This is a genomic window from Roseomonas elaeocarpi (assembly GCF_042433915.1).
GTDB classification, from domain to species: Bacteria; Pseudomonadota; Alphaproteobacteria; order Acetobacterales; family Acetobacteraceae; genus Roseomonas; species Roseomonas elaeocarpi.
Window position 1 is genome coordinate 232825 of the sequence record NZ_JBHLUN010000007.1, and the last position, 14863, is coordinate 247687.

Here is a 14863-nt window from a genome sequence, read left to right on the forward strand (position 1 = left end):
TGCGGGCGCATCGTGTTCCGCGCCCCAGCCCTCCGCGTCCCGTGCCTTGGTCGCCCCGTCAGGCCGGGACGGCGCGCGGCTGGTAGGTGCCGAAGCGGCCCGCCCGGAACACCAGCGGCTCGATCGCCTTGTCGTGGACCGAGCTCACGACCTGCCCCAGGAAGATCTCGTGGTCGCCCGCGTCGTGCACGGCATGGAGGTCGCACACGATATGCGCGGCGCTGCCATGGATCAGCGGCACGCCGCGCGCGTCCCAGTCCACCTCCACGCCGCCGAAGCGGTTGTCGGAAGGGCGCGCGAAGCGCATCGCCAGATCCTCCTGCGCTTCGGCCAGGAGGTTGATCGCGAAGCTGCGGTGGGCGCGGATCGCCTCGCCGGTCAGGCCGCCCTTCTTCAGGCATACCAGCAACAGGCTAGGATCGAGCGAGACCGAGGTCAGCGAGTTGGCCGTCATGCCGACTGGCCCGGCCGTGGAGCACGACGTGACGATGGTCACGCCGGTGGTGAAGCAGCCCATCGCGGCGCGGAAGCTCTGCGACAGCGACGGTGCGGTCTCGGACGCTTGCGACATGGAACGGTTCCTCGGCTCCTTCTGCCGGGGAGTTAGAGTTTCGCCGCGCCGGGCAACAGTCTTCGCGGCAGAAAGTGATTGTTGCGCTGTTGTCCGAGATGACCGGGCCGGCTGCCCCGTCATCGGCCAGGCTGTTCCGGGATCGCGGCGGCTGGTCCGCCCCATCGCGCCGGGTCTGCCGGAGCACCGGCGACGCCGTGAGGGCTGTGCCACCGGGCCAGGGTCGGGACGCCATTATTGCCTGACGGGAAAAAAGCTCTTCCCCGCGTCCTCGGTAATGCCGCGCACCGCCGCTGCTAAGTTTCCCACCGCTCAAGCACGCCCCAGGCAGGCCCCATGCAGGACCGCTCCGCATCCGCCCCGCAAGGCCGGGGCCGTTTTCACCGCCGCGGCATCGCAGTGCCGCACAGCACCGGCCGTCCGCTTCGCGCCCGCACGCCGACGGTGGCGCGGGCCGGCGTTTCGCCCGGCCGCTGAGAAGGGCTGCCCCGGCGGCGAAGGCCGAGGATGGCCCAGGCAAACCGGTGTTCCGACCGATCTCCGGCCCCGGGGCACCTCAGAACAGGAGGAAACACCATGGCCCGCAAGATCATCCTCACCTGCGCCGTCACGGGCGGCGACGACGTCGCCGACCGCTTCAAGGCCATTCCCGTTACCCCGGCGCAGATCGCCCAGGCCGCAATCGACAGCTGCAAGGCCGGCGCCGCGATCGCCCATATCCACGTCCGCGACCCCGAGACCGGCAAGCCCAGCATGGGGCTGCACCTGTACCGGGAGGTCGTGGAGCGGATCCGCGACAGCGGCTCGCCGGTGATCGTCAACCTCACCACCGGTCCCGGTGCCCGCTACATTCCGGCGGATGAGGGCGTGAACCAGCCGGCACCGGGTTCCAACCTTCGCGGACCGGCCGAGCGCGTGCGCCACATCACGGAGCTGCGGCCCGAGCTCTGCTCGCTCGACATGGGCTCGCTCAACTTCGGCAAGGGTGCGCTGATCAACATCCCCGCCCACGTCCAGGCCATCGGCGCCGCCATCCGCGAGGCCGGCGTGAAGCCGGAGCTCGAGGTCTTCGACACCGGCCACGTGGCGCTGGCCCTGCGCATGATCGAGAAGGGACTGCTCGACCCGCAGCCGCTGTTCCAGGCCGTGCTCGGCGTTCCCTGGGGTGCCCCGGCCACCACCGAAACCATGGCGCTGTTCAAGGCGCTGATCCCGCACGGCTCCGCCTGGGCCAGCTTCGGCATCGGCCGCCACGAGTTCCCCATGGTGGCGCAGGCCGTGCTGCTCGGCGCCCACGCCCGCGTCGGGCTGGAAGACAACCTTTACCTGGAGCGCGGCGTGCCGGCCGAGAACAACACCGTGCTGGTGGAGCGCGCCGTCCACATCATCCGCACCCTGGGCGAGGAGGTGGCCACGCCCGACGAGGCGCGCGCCATCCTGGGCCTGCCGCCGCGCTGAGCGTCCCTGCATGACCGAGAGCCGCATTCTCCGCACCGCCTGCGTCCAGCTCAACAGCCGCGACGACATGGCGGCCAACCTCGCGCAGGCCGCCCGCTGGGTGCGCGAGGCCGCGGAACGGGGCGCGGAGCTGATCTCGCTGCCCGAATACTGCGCCCTGATGGACGGGCGCGGCCGCGTCATGCGCGCCGGCGCCTTTCGCGAGGAGGCGCACCCCGCGCTGGCCGCCTTTCGGGACCTGGCGCGCGAGGTCGGGCGCACGCTGCATGTCGGCTCCCTCACCGTGACCGCCGAGGACGGGAGGCCCGCGAACCGCGGCTTCATCCTGCTGCCCGACGGCACGGTGGCGGCGCGCTACGACAAGATCAACATGTTCGACCTGGTCCTGCCGGATGGGCGGGAGGCCTTCGAGTCCCGCAGCTTCGCCGCCGGGCGGCACCCCGTGGTGGCCGAAACGCCGCTCGCCCGCTTCGGCATGACCATCTGCTACGACCTGCGCTTCCCGCAGCTCTTCGCCACGCTGGCGGGCATGGGGGCGGAGGTGATGCTGATCCCGGCCGCCATCCTGCCCGCCACGGGCGGCGAGCACTGGCACACCATCCTGCGCACGCGCGCGATCGACACCGGCAGCTTCGTGGTGGGCGCTGCGCTGTGCGGGCAGCACGGCGGCGACCGGCGCAGCCTCGGCCATTCCCTGATCGTCGATCCCTGGGGGCGGATCCTGGCCGAGGGCGGCGAGGAGCCGGGGCTGGTGATGGCGGATCTCGACCTGGGGATGGTGGCGCGGATGCGGGCCGCGAATCCCTGGCTGCGGGGAAATGCGACGTCCGGGAGCGTGTCCGCAGCGGCGGCGGGTTAGCGCAACATCGTTGGCGCATACATCTCCTGGCCCGCTCCCCGGATGCGTTGCTGATCCCGCTGCCTTGCAGGGAGGGAAGCGACCACCGTGGTTGCAAGGCGATGGGGTGATGGCTTGCCCCCAGGCTCAGGATCGGGGCTCAGGATCGGGGCTCAGGATCGGACCGGGCGCCTGCCGCTCAGACCCCTTCGATCGGAACCCGGCGGAAGCCGTCCCCTTCCGCCTCCAGGTAGGAGAGGCCGGGGAAGGGGTGATGGAAGGCCTGCACCGCCACGCGCTCCGCCGCAAGGCGACGGTACCACTCCAGCCGGCTCCGCACCGCCTGCGGTCCGTCCTGGTCGAAGCCCGCGAACCAGTCCGGATGCGGCAGGAACAACGCGGCGTGGTTGGTCAGGTCGCCCTGGACGAAGACCCGTTGCCCGCCGGACACCAGATCAAAGGAGGTATGGCCGATCGAGTGCCCGGGCGTGCCGACGGCGCGCAGACCTGGGATCACCTCATCCCCCCAGCGGAAGGGGTGCGGGGCAGGGAGAGCGGCGAAGATCGCGCGGTTGCTGTCGAACAGGTTCCGCATGCGGCCCGACGGCGCCGCGGTGCGCTCCTCGTCGCTCATCCAGAAGTGCCATTCCGGTTCGGGCACGTGGACGGACGCGCGGGGAAACACCGGCGCGCCGTGCGACACCAGCCCGCCCACATGGTCGCCGTGGAAGTGCGAGATGACCACCGTGTCCACGTCCTCGTGGCTGACGCCCAGCGCAGCCAGGTTGGCGAGCAGCCGCCCCCGCGTCGAGCCCGGCGCCGACCCGGCATCGGGGCCGACGCCGGTGTCGATCAGCGCCAGCCGCCCGTCGCCTTCGATCAGGATCGGGGCGTAGCTGGTGGTCAGCGTATCGGTCGGCCAGCCTGCCCGGGCCAGCGCGGCTTGAACCGCCTCGGTCGGAGCATTGCGGACGAAGTCGGGTGCCAGCGGCGCGGTGTTGTGGCCGTCGGACACCACGGTGACGCGGTAACGGCCCACGGTATAGGCGTGGGCGCCGTTGCTGGGGTCCGGGGTCACGCGATCCTCCTGGGGCGAAGTGATGTTTGCCGATGCGGCGCGACGCGTCCGCCGGCAGCCTGCCGGCGGGGTCCGCTTCAGGCCAGCAGGGCCACCGCCTCGCGCGCCAGACTACGGTCGGTGATCTCGTCCAGCGGCATGGTGCGCCGCTGCACACCGAGCGAAACATTCAGCTCCTGCATGTAGCGCAGCTTGGGCTCGGCCAAGGCGAGGTCGGTGGCGAAGACGCCGTTCTCACGAAAGAAGCGCCACTGCCAGCGGGCGTTGCGCTCGTCGGCATTGTTGCCGGTGACCACGCGCTGCGCGTCCACGAAGTCCTGCTCGGAATCCGGCCCCGCGACAAAGCGGAACAGCTTCGCGTAGGCGGCCAGCGTCCGCTTCAGAACCTCGCGCTTGGTCTGCAGCGCGGTCTCCGACGCGTAGGCGCCCTGGAAGATGAAGTCCGGCAGCTCCTTCCACAGGTCGCCCTCCGCCAGGACATGGACCCCGTACTTGTCCTGCTGGTCGTAGACGTCGATCTCGGCGATGCCGGCATCGACGACGCCCGCCGCCACGGCGCGGAACACGTCCGGCGCGCCGCCGATGTTGACGAAGCGGACCTTGCGCTCGTCGACGCCGTATTTCCGCAGGATGGCCGCCCACATGACGTGCAGCAGCGCCCCGGTGGAGCCCGATCCAAGCGTCTTGCCTTCCAGGTCGCGCACCGAGCGGATCGCGGGGTTGCGCGCGTAGATCGCGTGTTCCAGCCCCATCATGGAGCCGCTGAGCAGGCGGATCTTCGCGCCCTTGTCGATGGCGGTGAGCACGGTGGCGACGCCGGAAAAGATGCAGATGTCGCTTTCGCCGCTGATCAGCGAGCCGATCAGCTTCGACGCGTCGGCCACGTAAACGGCGTTGGGCTTCAGGCCCATTTCCCCCAGGTGGCCGCGCCGGCGCATCAACTCCTCCATCGTCGAGGTCGCCGTGCCGCGGGTGTTGACGATGTTGACCACGGCGCCCGCCGACGGGGCCTGCGCCCCGGCGCGTCCGCCGCGCCCCAGGATCGCCGCGGCGGTGCCGAGGCCCGCGGCGCGGAGCAGGGGCCTGCGCCCGATCGCCATTTGATGCGACATTCTTGTTTCCTCCCGAACACGCAGCGCCTTCAGTTGGCCGCGACCTCCCTCGGCCGCGACGACTGGCCTTGCGCGATGGCGGCGTTGACCCTGGGCATCACCTCGGTTGCCATCAGCTCCATCGACCGCTTGGCCAGCGCGGGTTCCACCCAGTCCATGCCGGCATAAACGATCTCGCCGAAATCGCCGGTGATCTCGCGCAGCGCCAGGATCTGATCGACCACGCTGTTCACCGTGCCGCAGATCACCAGGCTGCGCAGCACGTATTCGAGGGTGATCTCGCTGTCCGGCTGGTCCCGGTCCTGCTTGAACACGCCCAGCCGGTTGATGCGCGCGAACTTTGTCATGATCTGGCGGTAGTAGAAGCGATAGGGGCTGTTCGCGTCCTCGATGCCGTAGCGCTGCGCCGTCGCCTCGTCATCCGCGACGAAGACGGTGCGCGCCAGCCGCCAGTCGGCGACCTCCGCCACCTCGCCCACGGATTGCTTGCCCTCGGCGTAGTTCGCCCAGTGCGTCCTGGCCCACTTGCCCTGCAGGAAGTTGGCCGAGAGCGGGTGGAAGTCGCGCTGCCCCATCAGCACCACGCCCTTGGAGTAGGGGGCGACGACGGTGCCGACGACCTCGGGCCGTGGCCGCTGGTACGGCTTGCCGAGGTAGCCCAGCCCGATCTCCAGCGCCTCCGTCTTCTCGGTGGACACCTTGAAGCGGTTGCCCGGCAGATCAATGCGATAGGGCGGGTTCTGCTTCCAGATCTCCAGGATCACGTCGATCGCTTCGGCAAACAGCTTGCCGCGGTCCTCGTCCAGCGTGCCCAGAACCTCGGCGTCGCAGCGCAGGCTGCCGGGGCTGATGCCGAAGATGAAGCGCCCCTTGGCCAACTGGTCGAACATCGCGGCGTGCGAGGCGATCAGCGTCGGGTGCATCTGCGACAGGTTCGACGTGCCCGTCGCCAGGCGGATCTGCTTCGTGGCGTGGATCAGCGTGGCCAGGAACAGCAGGCTGTTGTTGATGTTTTCCAGCTTGTCGGTGAGGTGCTCCCCGATAAAGGCATCGTGGAAGCCGAGCTTGTCGCACAGGATGATCGCCTCGCGATCCTCGTCCAGGGTTTCGGCCCAGGGCCGGTGCATCGGGTGCATCGGCATGGCGAAGTAGCCGAGTCTCATCTGCTTGTTCCCTTTCACTGACCTGTGCGCCGGTCTTTTTCCCCGCCGGTCTGTCCCGGGGCGCCTCGTTCCAGGCTGCTGTGTTCGAACCAGATCTCGCCGCCCGCCGCGTGGCGGGCCGCCCGCGCCTCAGCCGTTGTCCATTTCCCGCGTCACGATGGCGGTGAAGGCGTCCGGGTCGTCGATCATCGGGAAGTGCCCGCAATCCGTGATGACGTGCGTGCTGGCGGTGGTGAGCACGTCCCGGAACCGGTCGAGCTTGCCAACCGTCGGGCTGCGATCGCCGAAGATCAGCACCGGGTTCGGAGCGAGGCGCGGCAGGTCCGCGGCGAGGTCGTACTCACGCAGCGCCCACATCACGCTGAGGCAGGTCTTGGTGCCGGCCTTGGAGCGGTCGATGTTCCAGCGCGTGAGCAGTTCCGGCGTCAGCGCGCGCAGGCGCGGACGGACGCGTTCCTCCGACTGCGTGATCGGGGCGTAGCCGGCCTCGGTGCGTGGCCAGATCTGCTGCCATTCCTCGGGTGAGCGGAACGGGCATTCCGCGATGAACAGCCGCTGCACCCGCGCCGCGTGACGCGCGCCGAGCGAGGCGCAGATCGCGCCGCCGATCGAGGCGCCCAGGATGCTGGCCCGGTCGATCCCCAGTGCGTCCATGAACTCCACCACCGCGTCGGCGTAGTCCGCGACGCCGATGTGACGCACCAGCGGATCGGAATCGCCCTGGCCCGGCATATCCCAGGCGATGACGCGGAAGCGCTCGGCGAGTGGCTCGATGACGTGCTCGTACTCGTAGGCCGAGCCGCCGTTGCTGTGCAGCAGGATCAACACCGGCCCCTCGCCGGCGGCGAGGGCGTGGATCCGCCCGAAGCTGGTCGGCACGAAGATGTCCTGCATCGCGGCCTGCATCCCTCCCTTGGCTTGCATCGGAGGTTAGCGCCGTGCTTGCCCGGCAAAACCGCAATAATTAGAAGGTCATCTGTGAGCGGAGTTCCGCAATAGGAGGCAGTGTTCATGGCCGTGTCGAACCGGTTCGGCGCCTTCCACACCTTTGTCACCGTGTGCGAGCAGGGCAGCTTCACCGCCGCGGCGCACAAGCTCGGTGCCTCCGCCTCCACCGTCACCAAGACCATCGCGCGGCTGGAGGACGAGCTGGGCGTCCGCCTGTTCAACCGGACCACCCGCCGTGTGGCGCTGACCGAGCAGGGGCAGGCACTGTTCGAGCGTGCCCAGGGAATCCTGCGCGACGTGGCCGACGTGGAGAACCTCATGGCCCGCGCGACGGAAGCGGCGCAGGGCACCGTGCGGATCGTGGTGCCCAACCTGTTCGGCCGGCAGACCCTGGTGCCTGCCTTGCCGGACTTCCTGGAACGCTATCCGCAGCTGCACCTGCAGGTGCATTTCAGCGACCGTCCGGTGGACCTGATCGAGGCCGGCTTCGACCTGGCCGTGCGCACCGGGGAGCTGGAGGACTCCGGAGCGATGCGCCGGCAGCTGACGCGAGGGCCGATGATCACCGCGGCCGCACCGTCTTACCTGGCGCGGCGCGGCACGCCGCGCGTGCCGGAGGACCTGCTGTCGCACAACTGCATCCACGGCCGCTTCGGCCCGGACTGGAGCTTCCGCACCCCGCAGGGTGGGCGGCAGCGGTTGCGGGTCAGCGGCAACCTCGCGCTCTACAACGGCGACTGCCTGCGCGAGGCGGCGGTGCAGGGTATCGGGATCGTGCATTCCTCCTGGTGGGCGGTGCACCACGAGCTGGAGCGTGGCACGCTGGTGCCCATCCTGCAGGCCTTCGAGGTGGAAGGGCCGCCCGTCGCGGTGATCCACCCCGCCGGGCGGCACCTGCCGGTGCGGGTGCGGGCCGTGATCGACTGGCTGGTGGAGATTACGGCCCCGGCTTCGCCGCCCGCGGCCACGACGCGGCAGGGGGCGTAGAACGACGCCGGGCGATCATCGCGTGCCGCATCGTGACGAATGGGGGCGGCGCGGAGCGTGCCGGGCCTGCACGGGATCCTGTCCGGAGCGGGGATGATCGGCGGGCGCCCCGTCGCCGCGCGGTGCCTTTAGTTCCTGCTGAGCAGCCGCAGGGCGTGGGGTCTTCGGATGTTGTGGAACACCACTTCCTCCGCCACGAACTTCTGGACGTACTCGAGCGAGATTTCGGGGGGTACGCGTTCTTCCAGGAACATCTCCAGCAGGTCGCTGACTTCCGGGCTGGAATCCGTGTTGGCCGCGTCCTGGAACGCACCGGAGCGGTAGACGGCACTCAGCCTGTCCCGTGACGCATCGTCGAGCCGTTGAAAGCGCAGTGCCCTGATCTGCGCGCGATAATATTCAATGCGGGCTCGTGGCACGCTGACCTCCATTGCTGCGCCTTCGCCCAGATTGGGAGCCCCGGAGGATCGTTTCTGCAACCTAGGTTAAGGTTGCGCCACTCCGATGAATCAGCATCGTTGTCGCGCCGCGCAGGGTCCTTATCCGCGGCCGGAGGCTCAGAACGTTCAGTTCTCACTTTGCGAAAAGCCGGGCCGCAGCGGTTTCGCCGCAGCACGGGCATCCCTCCACGGCGCGGCCCGCCATCCCGGCACCGGGGCGGAGCGGGCGCGGGAGCCAGCTCGTTTTCCGCGCGGGCCGACAACCTAGATCGGCCGGGCCGTGCCCTCAGGGGAGGCGAGTCTAGCGCAGGTTATCCCGGTGTTCATTATCCGGCGTTACACGTGCCATATGCCGAGATTTCGACCTCAGAGAAGCCTGTGTCCAATCCCTTAACACGGAAGTTGGAGCAGTTCGTTCACATGTCGGCGGAGGACCGGCTAGCGCTGGATCAGCTGACGACGCTGCGCCTGCGTCGCTGCGGTGCGCGCGAGGACGTCATCTCCGAAGGTGAGGTGCCGCGCGACGTCAACCTGATCCTGTCAGGCTGGGCATGCCGGTACAAGCAGCTGGAGGACGGGCGGCGGCAGATCCTCGCCTTCTTCCTGCCCGGGGACATCTGCGACCTGAACGTCTACATCCTGCGCGAGATGGACCACTCCGTCGCCGCCCTCACGCCCTTGGTGGTCGGCGAGCTGCCGCGCGACGCCCTGGAGGAGGTGATGCAGCGGCATCCGCGCATCGCCAAGGCCCTGTGGTGGGAAACGCTGGTCAACGCCGCCACCCAGCGCGAATGGACCGTCAGCCTCGGTAAGCGCAGCGCCTTCGAGCGGATGTCCCACCTGTTCTGCGAGCTGTTCTTCCGTCTCCGCGCCATCGGCTTCACGTCGGAAAGCCAGTGCGAGCTCCCCCTGACCCAGGCGGAACTCGCGGACGCGACCGGCCTGTCGGCCGTGCACGTCAACCGGACGTTGCAGGAGCTCCGGGGAGCGGGTCTCATTCAGCTGAAGGATCGCGTCCTGAGGATCCCGGACCTACGAGCGCTCAAGGAGGCGGCATTGTTCAACCCGAACTACCTGCACCTCGACCATGAGGGACGTGGGCTGGACGCCAACCGGTCGTGACCACATCCCCTGCACCGACCTCGCACGTCGTTCTTCCGCCGGTCGCCTGGGCCGCCGCGGAAGGTGGTGCCTTGCTCCGGGTGGAAGCGGCCTGGTCCACCCTGACCGGTCAGTCCGCCGAGGAAAGCCGCGGCTTCGGCTGGCTGGAGGCCGTGCATCCCGAGGACCGCCGGAAAACCACGGAGGCCTGGACTTCCGGGGGCACAAACATCGTCAGCGTGGATCACCGCATCCTGTCCGAGGCCGATGGCCGCTACCACCATTACCGGAGCTGCGCGGTCAGGAAGGCGGGTGCGACGGGCGAATGGTCCGGCGCCTCCATCCCGGTAGAGGATCTGCTGAACCGCCTGGAACAGCAGCGTGGTGCGCTGGAAGCGCTGCGGCACCGGGCGCGCAACACGCTGGGCATCATCCGCTCCATCATCCGCCGCACGATCCGCGCGGGTGGCAGCGCGGAAGACTACGCCGCGGAAATCGATGCGCGCCTCGGCGCCCTCACGCGCGTCCACGCGGCCCTGATCCGCGATCCCCTGGCCGGGCTCGACCTGGCGCAGATGCTGGCCGACGAGCTGAGCGCCTGGACCCTGAAGGAGGAAGGCCAGGTCACCATCCAAGGCTGCCCCGTGCGCCTTCGCGGAAAGATGGCCGAAAGCCTCGGCCTCATGATCCACGAGCTGCTGGCCGACATGGTGAAGCGCGGTGGCTTCTCCGCGCCGCGCAGCCACCTGCGCGTGGCCTGGAACGTCGCCGAGGCGGGGGAGAGTGCGCGGCTCGTGATCAACTGGGAAGAAACGGCTTCCTCGCCGGTGCCGGCCGCGTCGGAACGAATGGACTTCGCCCGCGAGATGCTGGAGCGGACCTTGCCCTACGAACTCGGGGCGAAAACGGGGCGCCAGGCCCTGCCCGACGGGCAACGGATCGTCATCGAGCTGCCGCAGGGGGCGGACGTCATCGTGGATCAGGCAGGGCAGCCGCAGTCCCGGCAGCCATGAGCACGGCGAGGCTTGGGGTGCGCCGGCGAGGCCGCCACGCCGGACCGACCAACCGGACTGACGCGCCGGGGCAGCTTGCCGGGCAGGCATGAGCCGCTGAACGGCGGCCCTGCCGCGTTGACTCCGGTTTCGGGGCGATCCGCACGGGATGTTCGCCGAAAAATAGTGTTTTATCGCCTTCAGGCGTCGCACCATCCGGAAGGGGAGGAACAACATGAGCGGCACGGCCGAGCTGGCAGTTCTCCACGACCGCCGCATCCTCGTCGTGGAAGATGAGTACATGCTGGCCGACGAGGTGGCCGAAATCCTGGGCAATGCCGGCGTCGAGGTCCTGGGACCGGCGGCAAACATCGAGAGCGCGCTTCACCTCGTCGCGGAACATGACTGGATCGATGGCGCGTTGCTGGACGTGAACCTGCAGGGCGAGATGGTTTGGCCCTTGATCGACGCGCTGATGGTCCGGAACGTGCCGGTGGTCCTGGTGACCGGCTACGATGCCGACGTCATCCCCCGGCCCTATGCCGATCTGCCGCGGCACGAGAAGCCGGCAACGGCGCGTGACTTCGTCCAGACCCTCGCGCGCATGATGACCCCGTCCTGATGAATGGTCGGGGCAGCACACTCTTCGTTGAAATGTCATCTCGGCGGCAGGGCAAACGAAGGGCGGAACTAACCTGGGTGAATCAACCCCGGGAGCAGGCCGGGCGTTGATCCGCGGGGACATTATGTCACCCGTCGGAGGGCAACAGCACATGACCGAACTGCGCGAAATGATCGTTGATCAGCTGAAGGATGCGTTCAGCGCCGAGAAGCAGGCGATCCAGGCGATGCGGAAGGCGATGCGCCAGGCGTCCGAGCCGCAGCTGAAGCAGGGCCTGGAAGCGCACATCGCTCAGAGCGAGGAGCAGCGCGATCGGGTGGAGCAGGCGCTCGAGAAGCTGGGCGCGCGACCGGGCCGCAAGGTCTGCGAGGCCATGCGCGGCCTCGTCGAGGAAGCGCAGCACGAGATGGAGGAACAGGAAAAGGGTCCGATCATGGACCTCGTGATCGTCGCCGCGCAGCAGCGGATGGAGCACTACGAGATCGCGGCCTACGGCACGATGGTTGAGCTCTGCAAGGCGACGGGTCAGACGGAGATCGCCGACCTGCTGGCGAAGACCCTGGCGGAGGAAAAGGCGCAGGACGAGCAGCTGACCGAGTTGACGCGCAGCGCAATCCTGCCGGTTGCGCTGGAGAACGAGGCGGCCGCCTGAGCAGGCACGATCCTGACGTGGGACTGTTCGCGGCCCCGCGTCAGGCTGGCTCCGTTGTTTCCAGACCTGAAGCGTTGCGGACGCGATCGGACGGAGCCGTGGACCTGTCGAACCATGTGGCGTTGAAGTTCAGCGTGGCGGAGTAGAGTGGCATCCCGCACTCGTTCTTCACCAGGATCACCGAAGTGCGCTTCTCATCCTCCGTCGGATCCACCTGCCGCGCGAGATGCGGCAGGGCCTTCACGGCTTCCCTGATGGCGGCCTTCGGATCCGGTGCCTCGACCGTCGTGACGGAAAGGCGGCACGCATCAGGCCGCGCCTCGTCATCGCGTCGTCCGACGCTGTGCAAAGTTTCAAACACGTATCGAGGCATGACGACGCTGAACTCCTGCTGAGGTCGGCATCCGGGAAACGGGAAGGGTCTGACCTGCGGGGTCATGCTGATAGGAAGGGGCCAGGCCGGCCGCACTTACAAACGGTGGAGAAGGGAAGCTGCCGTCACCTCTTTTGACGTCTGTGCGGGTCAATCGCCTTGTCCCGGTTCTTCCTGTTCCTGCACCTCACCCACATCCGCCGCCTGCTTCGCGCGTAGCACGGGCTACTGAACGAAGCGGAACTGCTCCGGGATCTATTCGCGGATTGGATCGCGGCGCGGGTGGAGTAAATCCGCCCGCAACCTTGTCAGCCCTGCCGCGTCCAGTCCGCGCCGATCCGCCCCAGATGCGTGTCGTGGAAGCCGCTGGCGTATTTCAGCCCGTAGCCCAGCGCCTGGTCCACGCCGATATGCAGAAGCCAGGCCAGCGCGAAGGAGCCCATCAGCGGATCGCGCGCGCTGACCGCCAGCATCCCCAGTAGCAGCGGCCCCGGCAAGGCGTGCACGGCGTTGTACAGGATCGAGCCCGCCCGCCGGCCCAGCGCGTAGCCGGCCATGCTCAGGTCCGGTGCCACCGCCGCCAGAACGAAGCTCCACCAGGCGCCGCCCAGCCAGATCTGCCCGGCCAGCGCCGCCACCGCCAGAGCCAGCCCTTCGGCGCGCAGCACCAGCTTCACCGTGCCCGTCGCGGCACCCCGCGGTGCGGCCTCGGCCCGGGCGCGCTCGGCGGCGGGGCGCTCGCTGCGGCGGCGCGGGATAGCCTCGGGCAGTTCGGCGGCGCGGCGCTTCGGGGCTTCCGCAACACGGGGCGCCTCCGCCGTGCGGGTCGTTTCCGCCGTGCGGGGCGGGGCGCCGGGACGCTTGCGGGGCGCGGCCGGCCGGTCCTCGGACAAGGGCGCGCGATTGCCGCGCGGAGGCTTGCTCAACGCGGCGACCCGCGCCGGAGGAGGCGGGTGGGGAGAGGGCGGCGCGGCGGCATCAACAATTCCCGGGCTGGTTGAATTGGTGCTTTCCCCATACGCCCCGCCGGCGGGGGCGGCCAACCGGGCGGGACGATGTGCGGGCCGCTGCTGGCCGAGCCGTGGCGCTGCGGCTACACCTCTGACCCATGCTCAATGGCAAGCGCATCCTCCTGATCGTGTCGGGCTCCGTGGCCGCCTTCAAGGCGCTGGAGCTGTCGCGGCTGCTGACCAAGCGGGGCGCCGTGGTGACGGGCCTGCTGACGGCCGGCGGGGCGCGCTTCGTCACGCCGCACGCGCTGCAGGCCATCACCAACCGTCCGCTGGCCAGCGACCTGTGGTCGCTGGACGAGGAGGCGGAGGGACGGGGCCATATCGGCCTCGCGCGCAACACCGACCTCGTGGTGGTGGCGCCGGCCTCGGCCGACCGGATCGCGCGCATGGCGGCGGGCTTCGCCGACGACCTCGCCGGCGCCACGATCCTGGCCACCGAGGCGCCGGTGATCGTGGCGCCGGCGATGAACTGGGCCATGTGGGCGCACCCGGCCACGGTGACCAACACCGCCATCCTGGAAAACCGCGGCGTCCGCTTCGTGGGACCCGCCGAGGGCGCGATGGCCGAGCCGGAAAGCGGCCCCGGCCGGCTGGCGGAGCCGGCGGAGATCCTCGTGGCGATCGAGTCGATGCTGGAGGAAGTCGCCGCGGCACCGGAGGACGATGCACTGGAGCTGGCGCTCGACGCCGCCATCGCCGCCGCGACGGGCGAGGCGCCGGTGCCGCGTTCCACTGGTGTCACCGGCTCCGGACAGGGTGGTTCCGCCGCGACGAGCGCCGCCGCATCCCTGACCTCCGCGCCGGCGACGCCCGGCGGTTCTTCCGCTGCGGTGCAGGGGCAGTCCGGTAAGGCGCCGCTGCTGGGGCGTCACGTCCTGGTCACCAGCGGCCCTACGCAGGAAGCCATCGACCCGGTGCGCTTCATCGCCAACCGCTCCAGCGGACGGCAGGGCCATGCCATCGCCGCGGCACTCGCCGCGCTGGGCGCGCGGGTCACGCTGGTGTCGGGACCTGTGGCGATCGCGGACCCGGCGGGCGTCGAGGTGCGGCACGTGGAAACCGCGCTGGAAATGCTGGCGGCCTGCGAGGCCGCCCTGCCGGCCGAGGTGGCCATCTGCGCCGCCGCCGTGGCGGACTGGCGCCCGGCCGATGCGGCAGCGGTCAAGCTCAAGAAGCAGGAGGGGGCGCCGCCGCCGACGCTGACCCTGGTGCCCAATCCGGACATCCTGCACACCCTGTCGCACCATGCCCGGCGGCCTCGTCTCGTGGTGGGGTTCGCTGCGGAAACCAACGACGTGATCGAGAACGCCCGCCGCAAGCTGGCAAGGAAGGGGTGCGACTGGGTGATGGCGAACGACGTGTCGGGCGACGTGATGGGGGGCGCCGAGAATACCGTCCACCTGGTCAGCGCCGCCGGGGTCGAGGACTGGCCGCGCCTGCTCAAGGAAGCGGTGGCGGAGCGGCTGGCGCATCGCGTGGCGGAAGCACTGGGCGCGGCGGAGGCGCTGCGGTGAC

At 69.4% G+C, this 14863-nt stretch carries 16 protein-coding genes; 8 read left to right on the plus strand and 8 right to left on the minus strand.

Annotated features, from left to right (window positions below; all coding sequences use genetic code 11):
• Positions 1-58: 58 nt before the first annotated feature.
• Complete coding sequence (locus ACFFGY_RS11165) at positions 59-571, minus strand: flavin reductase family protein (RefSeq protein WP_377044563.1); 513 nt, start codon at positions 569-571, stop codon at positions 59-61.
• A 576-nt stretch (positions 572-1147) separates the two neighbouring features.
• On the opposite strand from ACFFGY_RS11165, the gene ACFFGY_RS11170 reads away from it, so the two are divergent.
• A complete protein-coding gene (locus ACFFGY_RS11170) occupies positions 1148-2029 on the plus strand; it encodes a BKACE family enzyme (RefSeq protein ID WP_377044564.1) in 882 nt (293 codons plus the stop codon).
• A gap of 10 nt (positions 2030-2039) precedes the next feature.
• The gene (locus ACFFGY_RS11175; protein ID WP_377044565.1) at positions 2040-2888 is read left to right on the plus strand and encodes a carbon-nitrogen hydrolase family protein; all 849 of its coding nucleotides are present in this window, start codon (positions 2040-2042) and stop codon (positions 2886-2888) included.
• A gap of 178 nt (positions 2889-3066) precedes the next feature.
• On the opposite strand, the gene ACFFGY_RS11180 is transcribed toward ACFFGY_RS11175, so the two are convergent.
• The 4 genes from ACFFGY_RS11180 to ACFFGY_RS11195 form a co-directional block, all read right to left on the minus strand.
• The gene (locus tag ACFFGY_RS11180; protein ID WP_377044566.1) at positions 3067-3945 is read right to left on the minus strand and encodes an MBL fold metallo-hydrolase; all 879 of its coding nucleotides are present in this window, start codon (positions 3943-3945) and stop codon (positions 3067-3069) included.
• A gap of 77 nt (positions 3946-4022) precedes the next feature.
• Positions 4023-5057 (minus strand): ABC transporter substrate-binding protein, encoded by a 1035-nt coding sequence (locus ACFFGY_RS11185; RefSeq protein WP_377044567.1) that lies wholly within the window; start codon positions 5055-5057, stop codon positions 4023-4025.
• Positions 5058-5086: 29 nt separating this feature from the next.
• Positions 5087-6220, minus strand: coding sequence for an LLM class flavin-dependent oxidoreductase (locus ACFFGY_RS11190; RefSeq protein WP_377044568.1), 1134 nt, complete (start codon positions 6218-6220; stop codon positions 5087-5089).
• 129 nt (positions 6221-6349) lie between these two features.
• Positions 6350-7144 carry an alpha/beta fold hydrolase gene (locus ACFFGY_RS11195; RefSeq protein ID WP_377044569.1) on the minus strand — a complete coding sequence of 265 codons (795 nt, stop codon included), beginning with the start codon at positions 7142-7144 and terminating at the stop codon, positions 6350-6352.
• An 87-nt stretch (positions 7145-7231) separates the two neighbouring features.
• Here ACFFGY_RS11195 and ACFFGY_RS11200 point away from each other — a divergent pair, with 87 nt between their 5' ends.
• Positions 7232-8155: a LysR family transcriptional regulator gene (locus ACFFGY_RS11200; RefSeq protein ID WP_377044570.1), complete on the plus strand. Its 924-nt coding sequence runs from the start codon at positions 7232-7234 to the stop codon at positions 8153-8155.
• Between the two features lie 128 nt (positions 8156-8283).
• Here the strand turns inward: ACFFGY_RS11200 and ACFFGY_RS11205 are convergent, their stop codons facing one another.
• Positions 8284-8586, minus strand: coding sequence for a hypothetical protein (locus ACFFGY_RS11205; RefSeq protein WP_377044571.1), 303 nt, complete (start codon positions 8584-8586; stop codon positions 8284-8286).
• Positions 8587-9015: 429 nt separating this feature from the next.
• Between ACFFGY_RS11205 and ACFFGY_RS11210 the strand changes: the two genes are divergently transcribed.
• From ACFFGY_RS11210 to ACFFGY_RS11225, 4 genes are all read left to right on the plus strand, one after another.
• Entirely contained in the window at positions 9016-9717 is a 702-nt protein-coding gene (locus tag ACFFGY_RS11210) for a Crp/Fnr family transcriptional regulator (RefSeq protein ID WP_377044572.1), read from the plus strand.
• Entirely contained in the window at positions 9714-10709 is a 996-nt protein-coding gene (locus ACFFGY_RS11215) for an HWE histidine kinase domain-containing protein (protein WP_377044573.1), read from the plus strand. Before ACFFGY_RS11210 ends, ACFFGY_RS11215 begins: the two co-directional genes overlap by 4 nt.
• A gap of 214 nt (positions 10710-10923) precedes the next feature.
• Positions 10924-11310: a response regulator gene (locus ACFFGY_RS11220; RefSeq protein WP_377044574.1), complete on the plus strand. Its 387-nt coding sequence runs from the start codon at positions 10924-10926 to the stop codon at positions 11308-11310.
• Between the two features lie 151 nt (positions 11311-11461).
• A complete protein-coding gene (locus ACFFGY_RS11225) occupies positions 11462-11962 on the plus strand; it encodes a DUF892 family protein (protein WP_377044575.1) in 501 nt (166 codons plus the stop codon).
• A gap of 40 nt (positions 11963-12002) precedes the next feature.
• Here the strand turns inward: ACFFGY_RS11225 and ACFFGY_RS11230 are convergent, their stop codons facing one another.
• Together ACFFGY_RS11230 and ACFFGY_RS11235 are read right to left on the minus strand one after the other, a co-directional pair.
• Complete coding sequence (locus ACFFGY_RS11230; RefSeq protein WP_377044576.1) at positions 12003-12335, minus strand: DUF6894 family protein; 333 nt, start codon at positions 12333-12335, stop codon at positions 12003-12005.
• 308 nt (positions 12336-12643) lie between these two features.
• Positions 12644-13261 carry a DUF4260 domain-containing protein gene (locus tag ACFFGY_RS11235; RefSeq protein WP_377044577.1) on the minus strand — a complete coding sequence of 206 codons (618 nt, stop codon included), beginning with the start codon at positions 13259-13261 and terminating at the stop codon, positions 12644-12646.
• Positions 13262-13443: 182 nt separating this feature from the next.
• Between ACFFGY_RS11235 and ACFFGY_RS11240 the strand changes: the two genes are divergently transcribed.
• Positions 13444-14862 (plus strand): bifunctional phosphopantothenoylcysteine decarboxylase/phosphopantothenate synthase, encoded by a 1419-nt coding sequence (locus ACFFGY_RS11240; RefSeq protein WP_377044578.1) that lies wholly within the window; start codon positions 13444-13446, stop codon positions 14860-14862.
• The last annotated feature ends 1 nt before the right edge of the window (position 14863 follow it).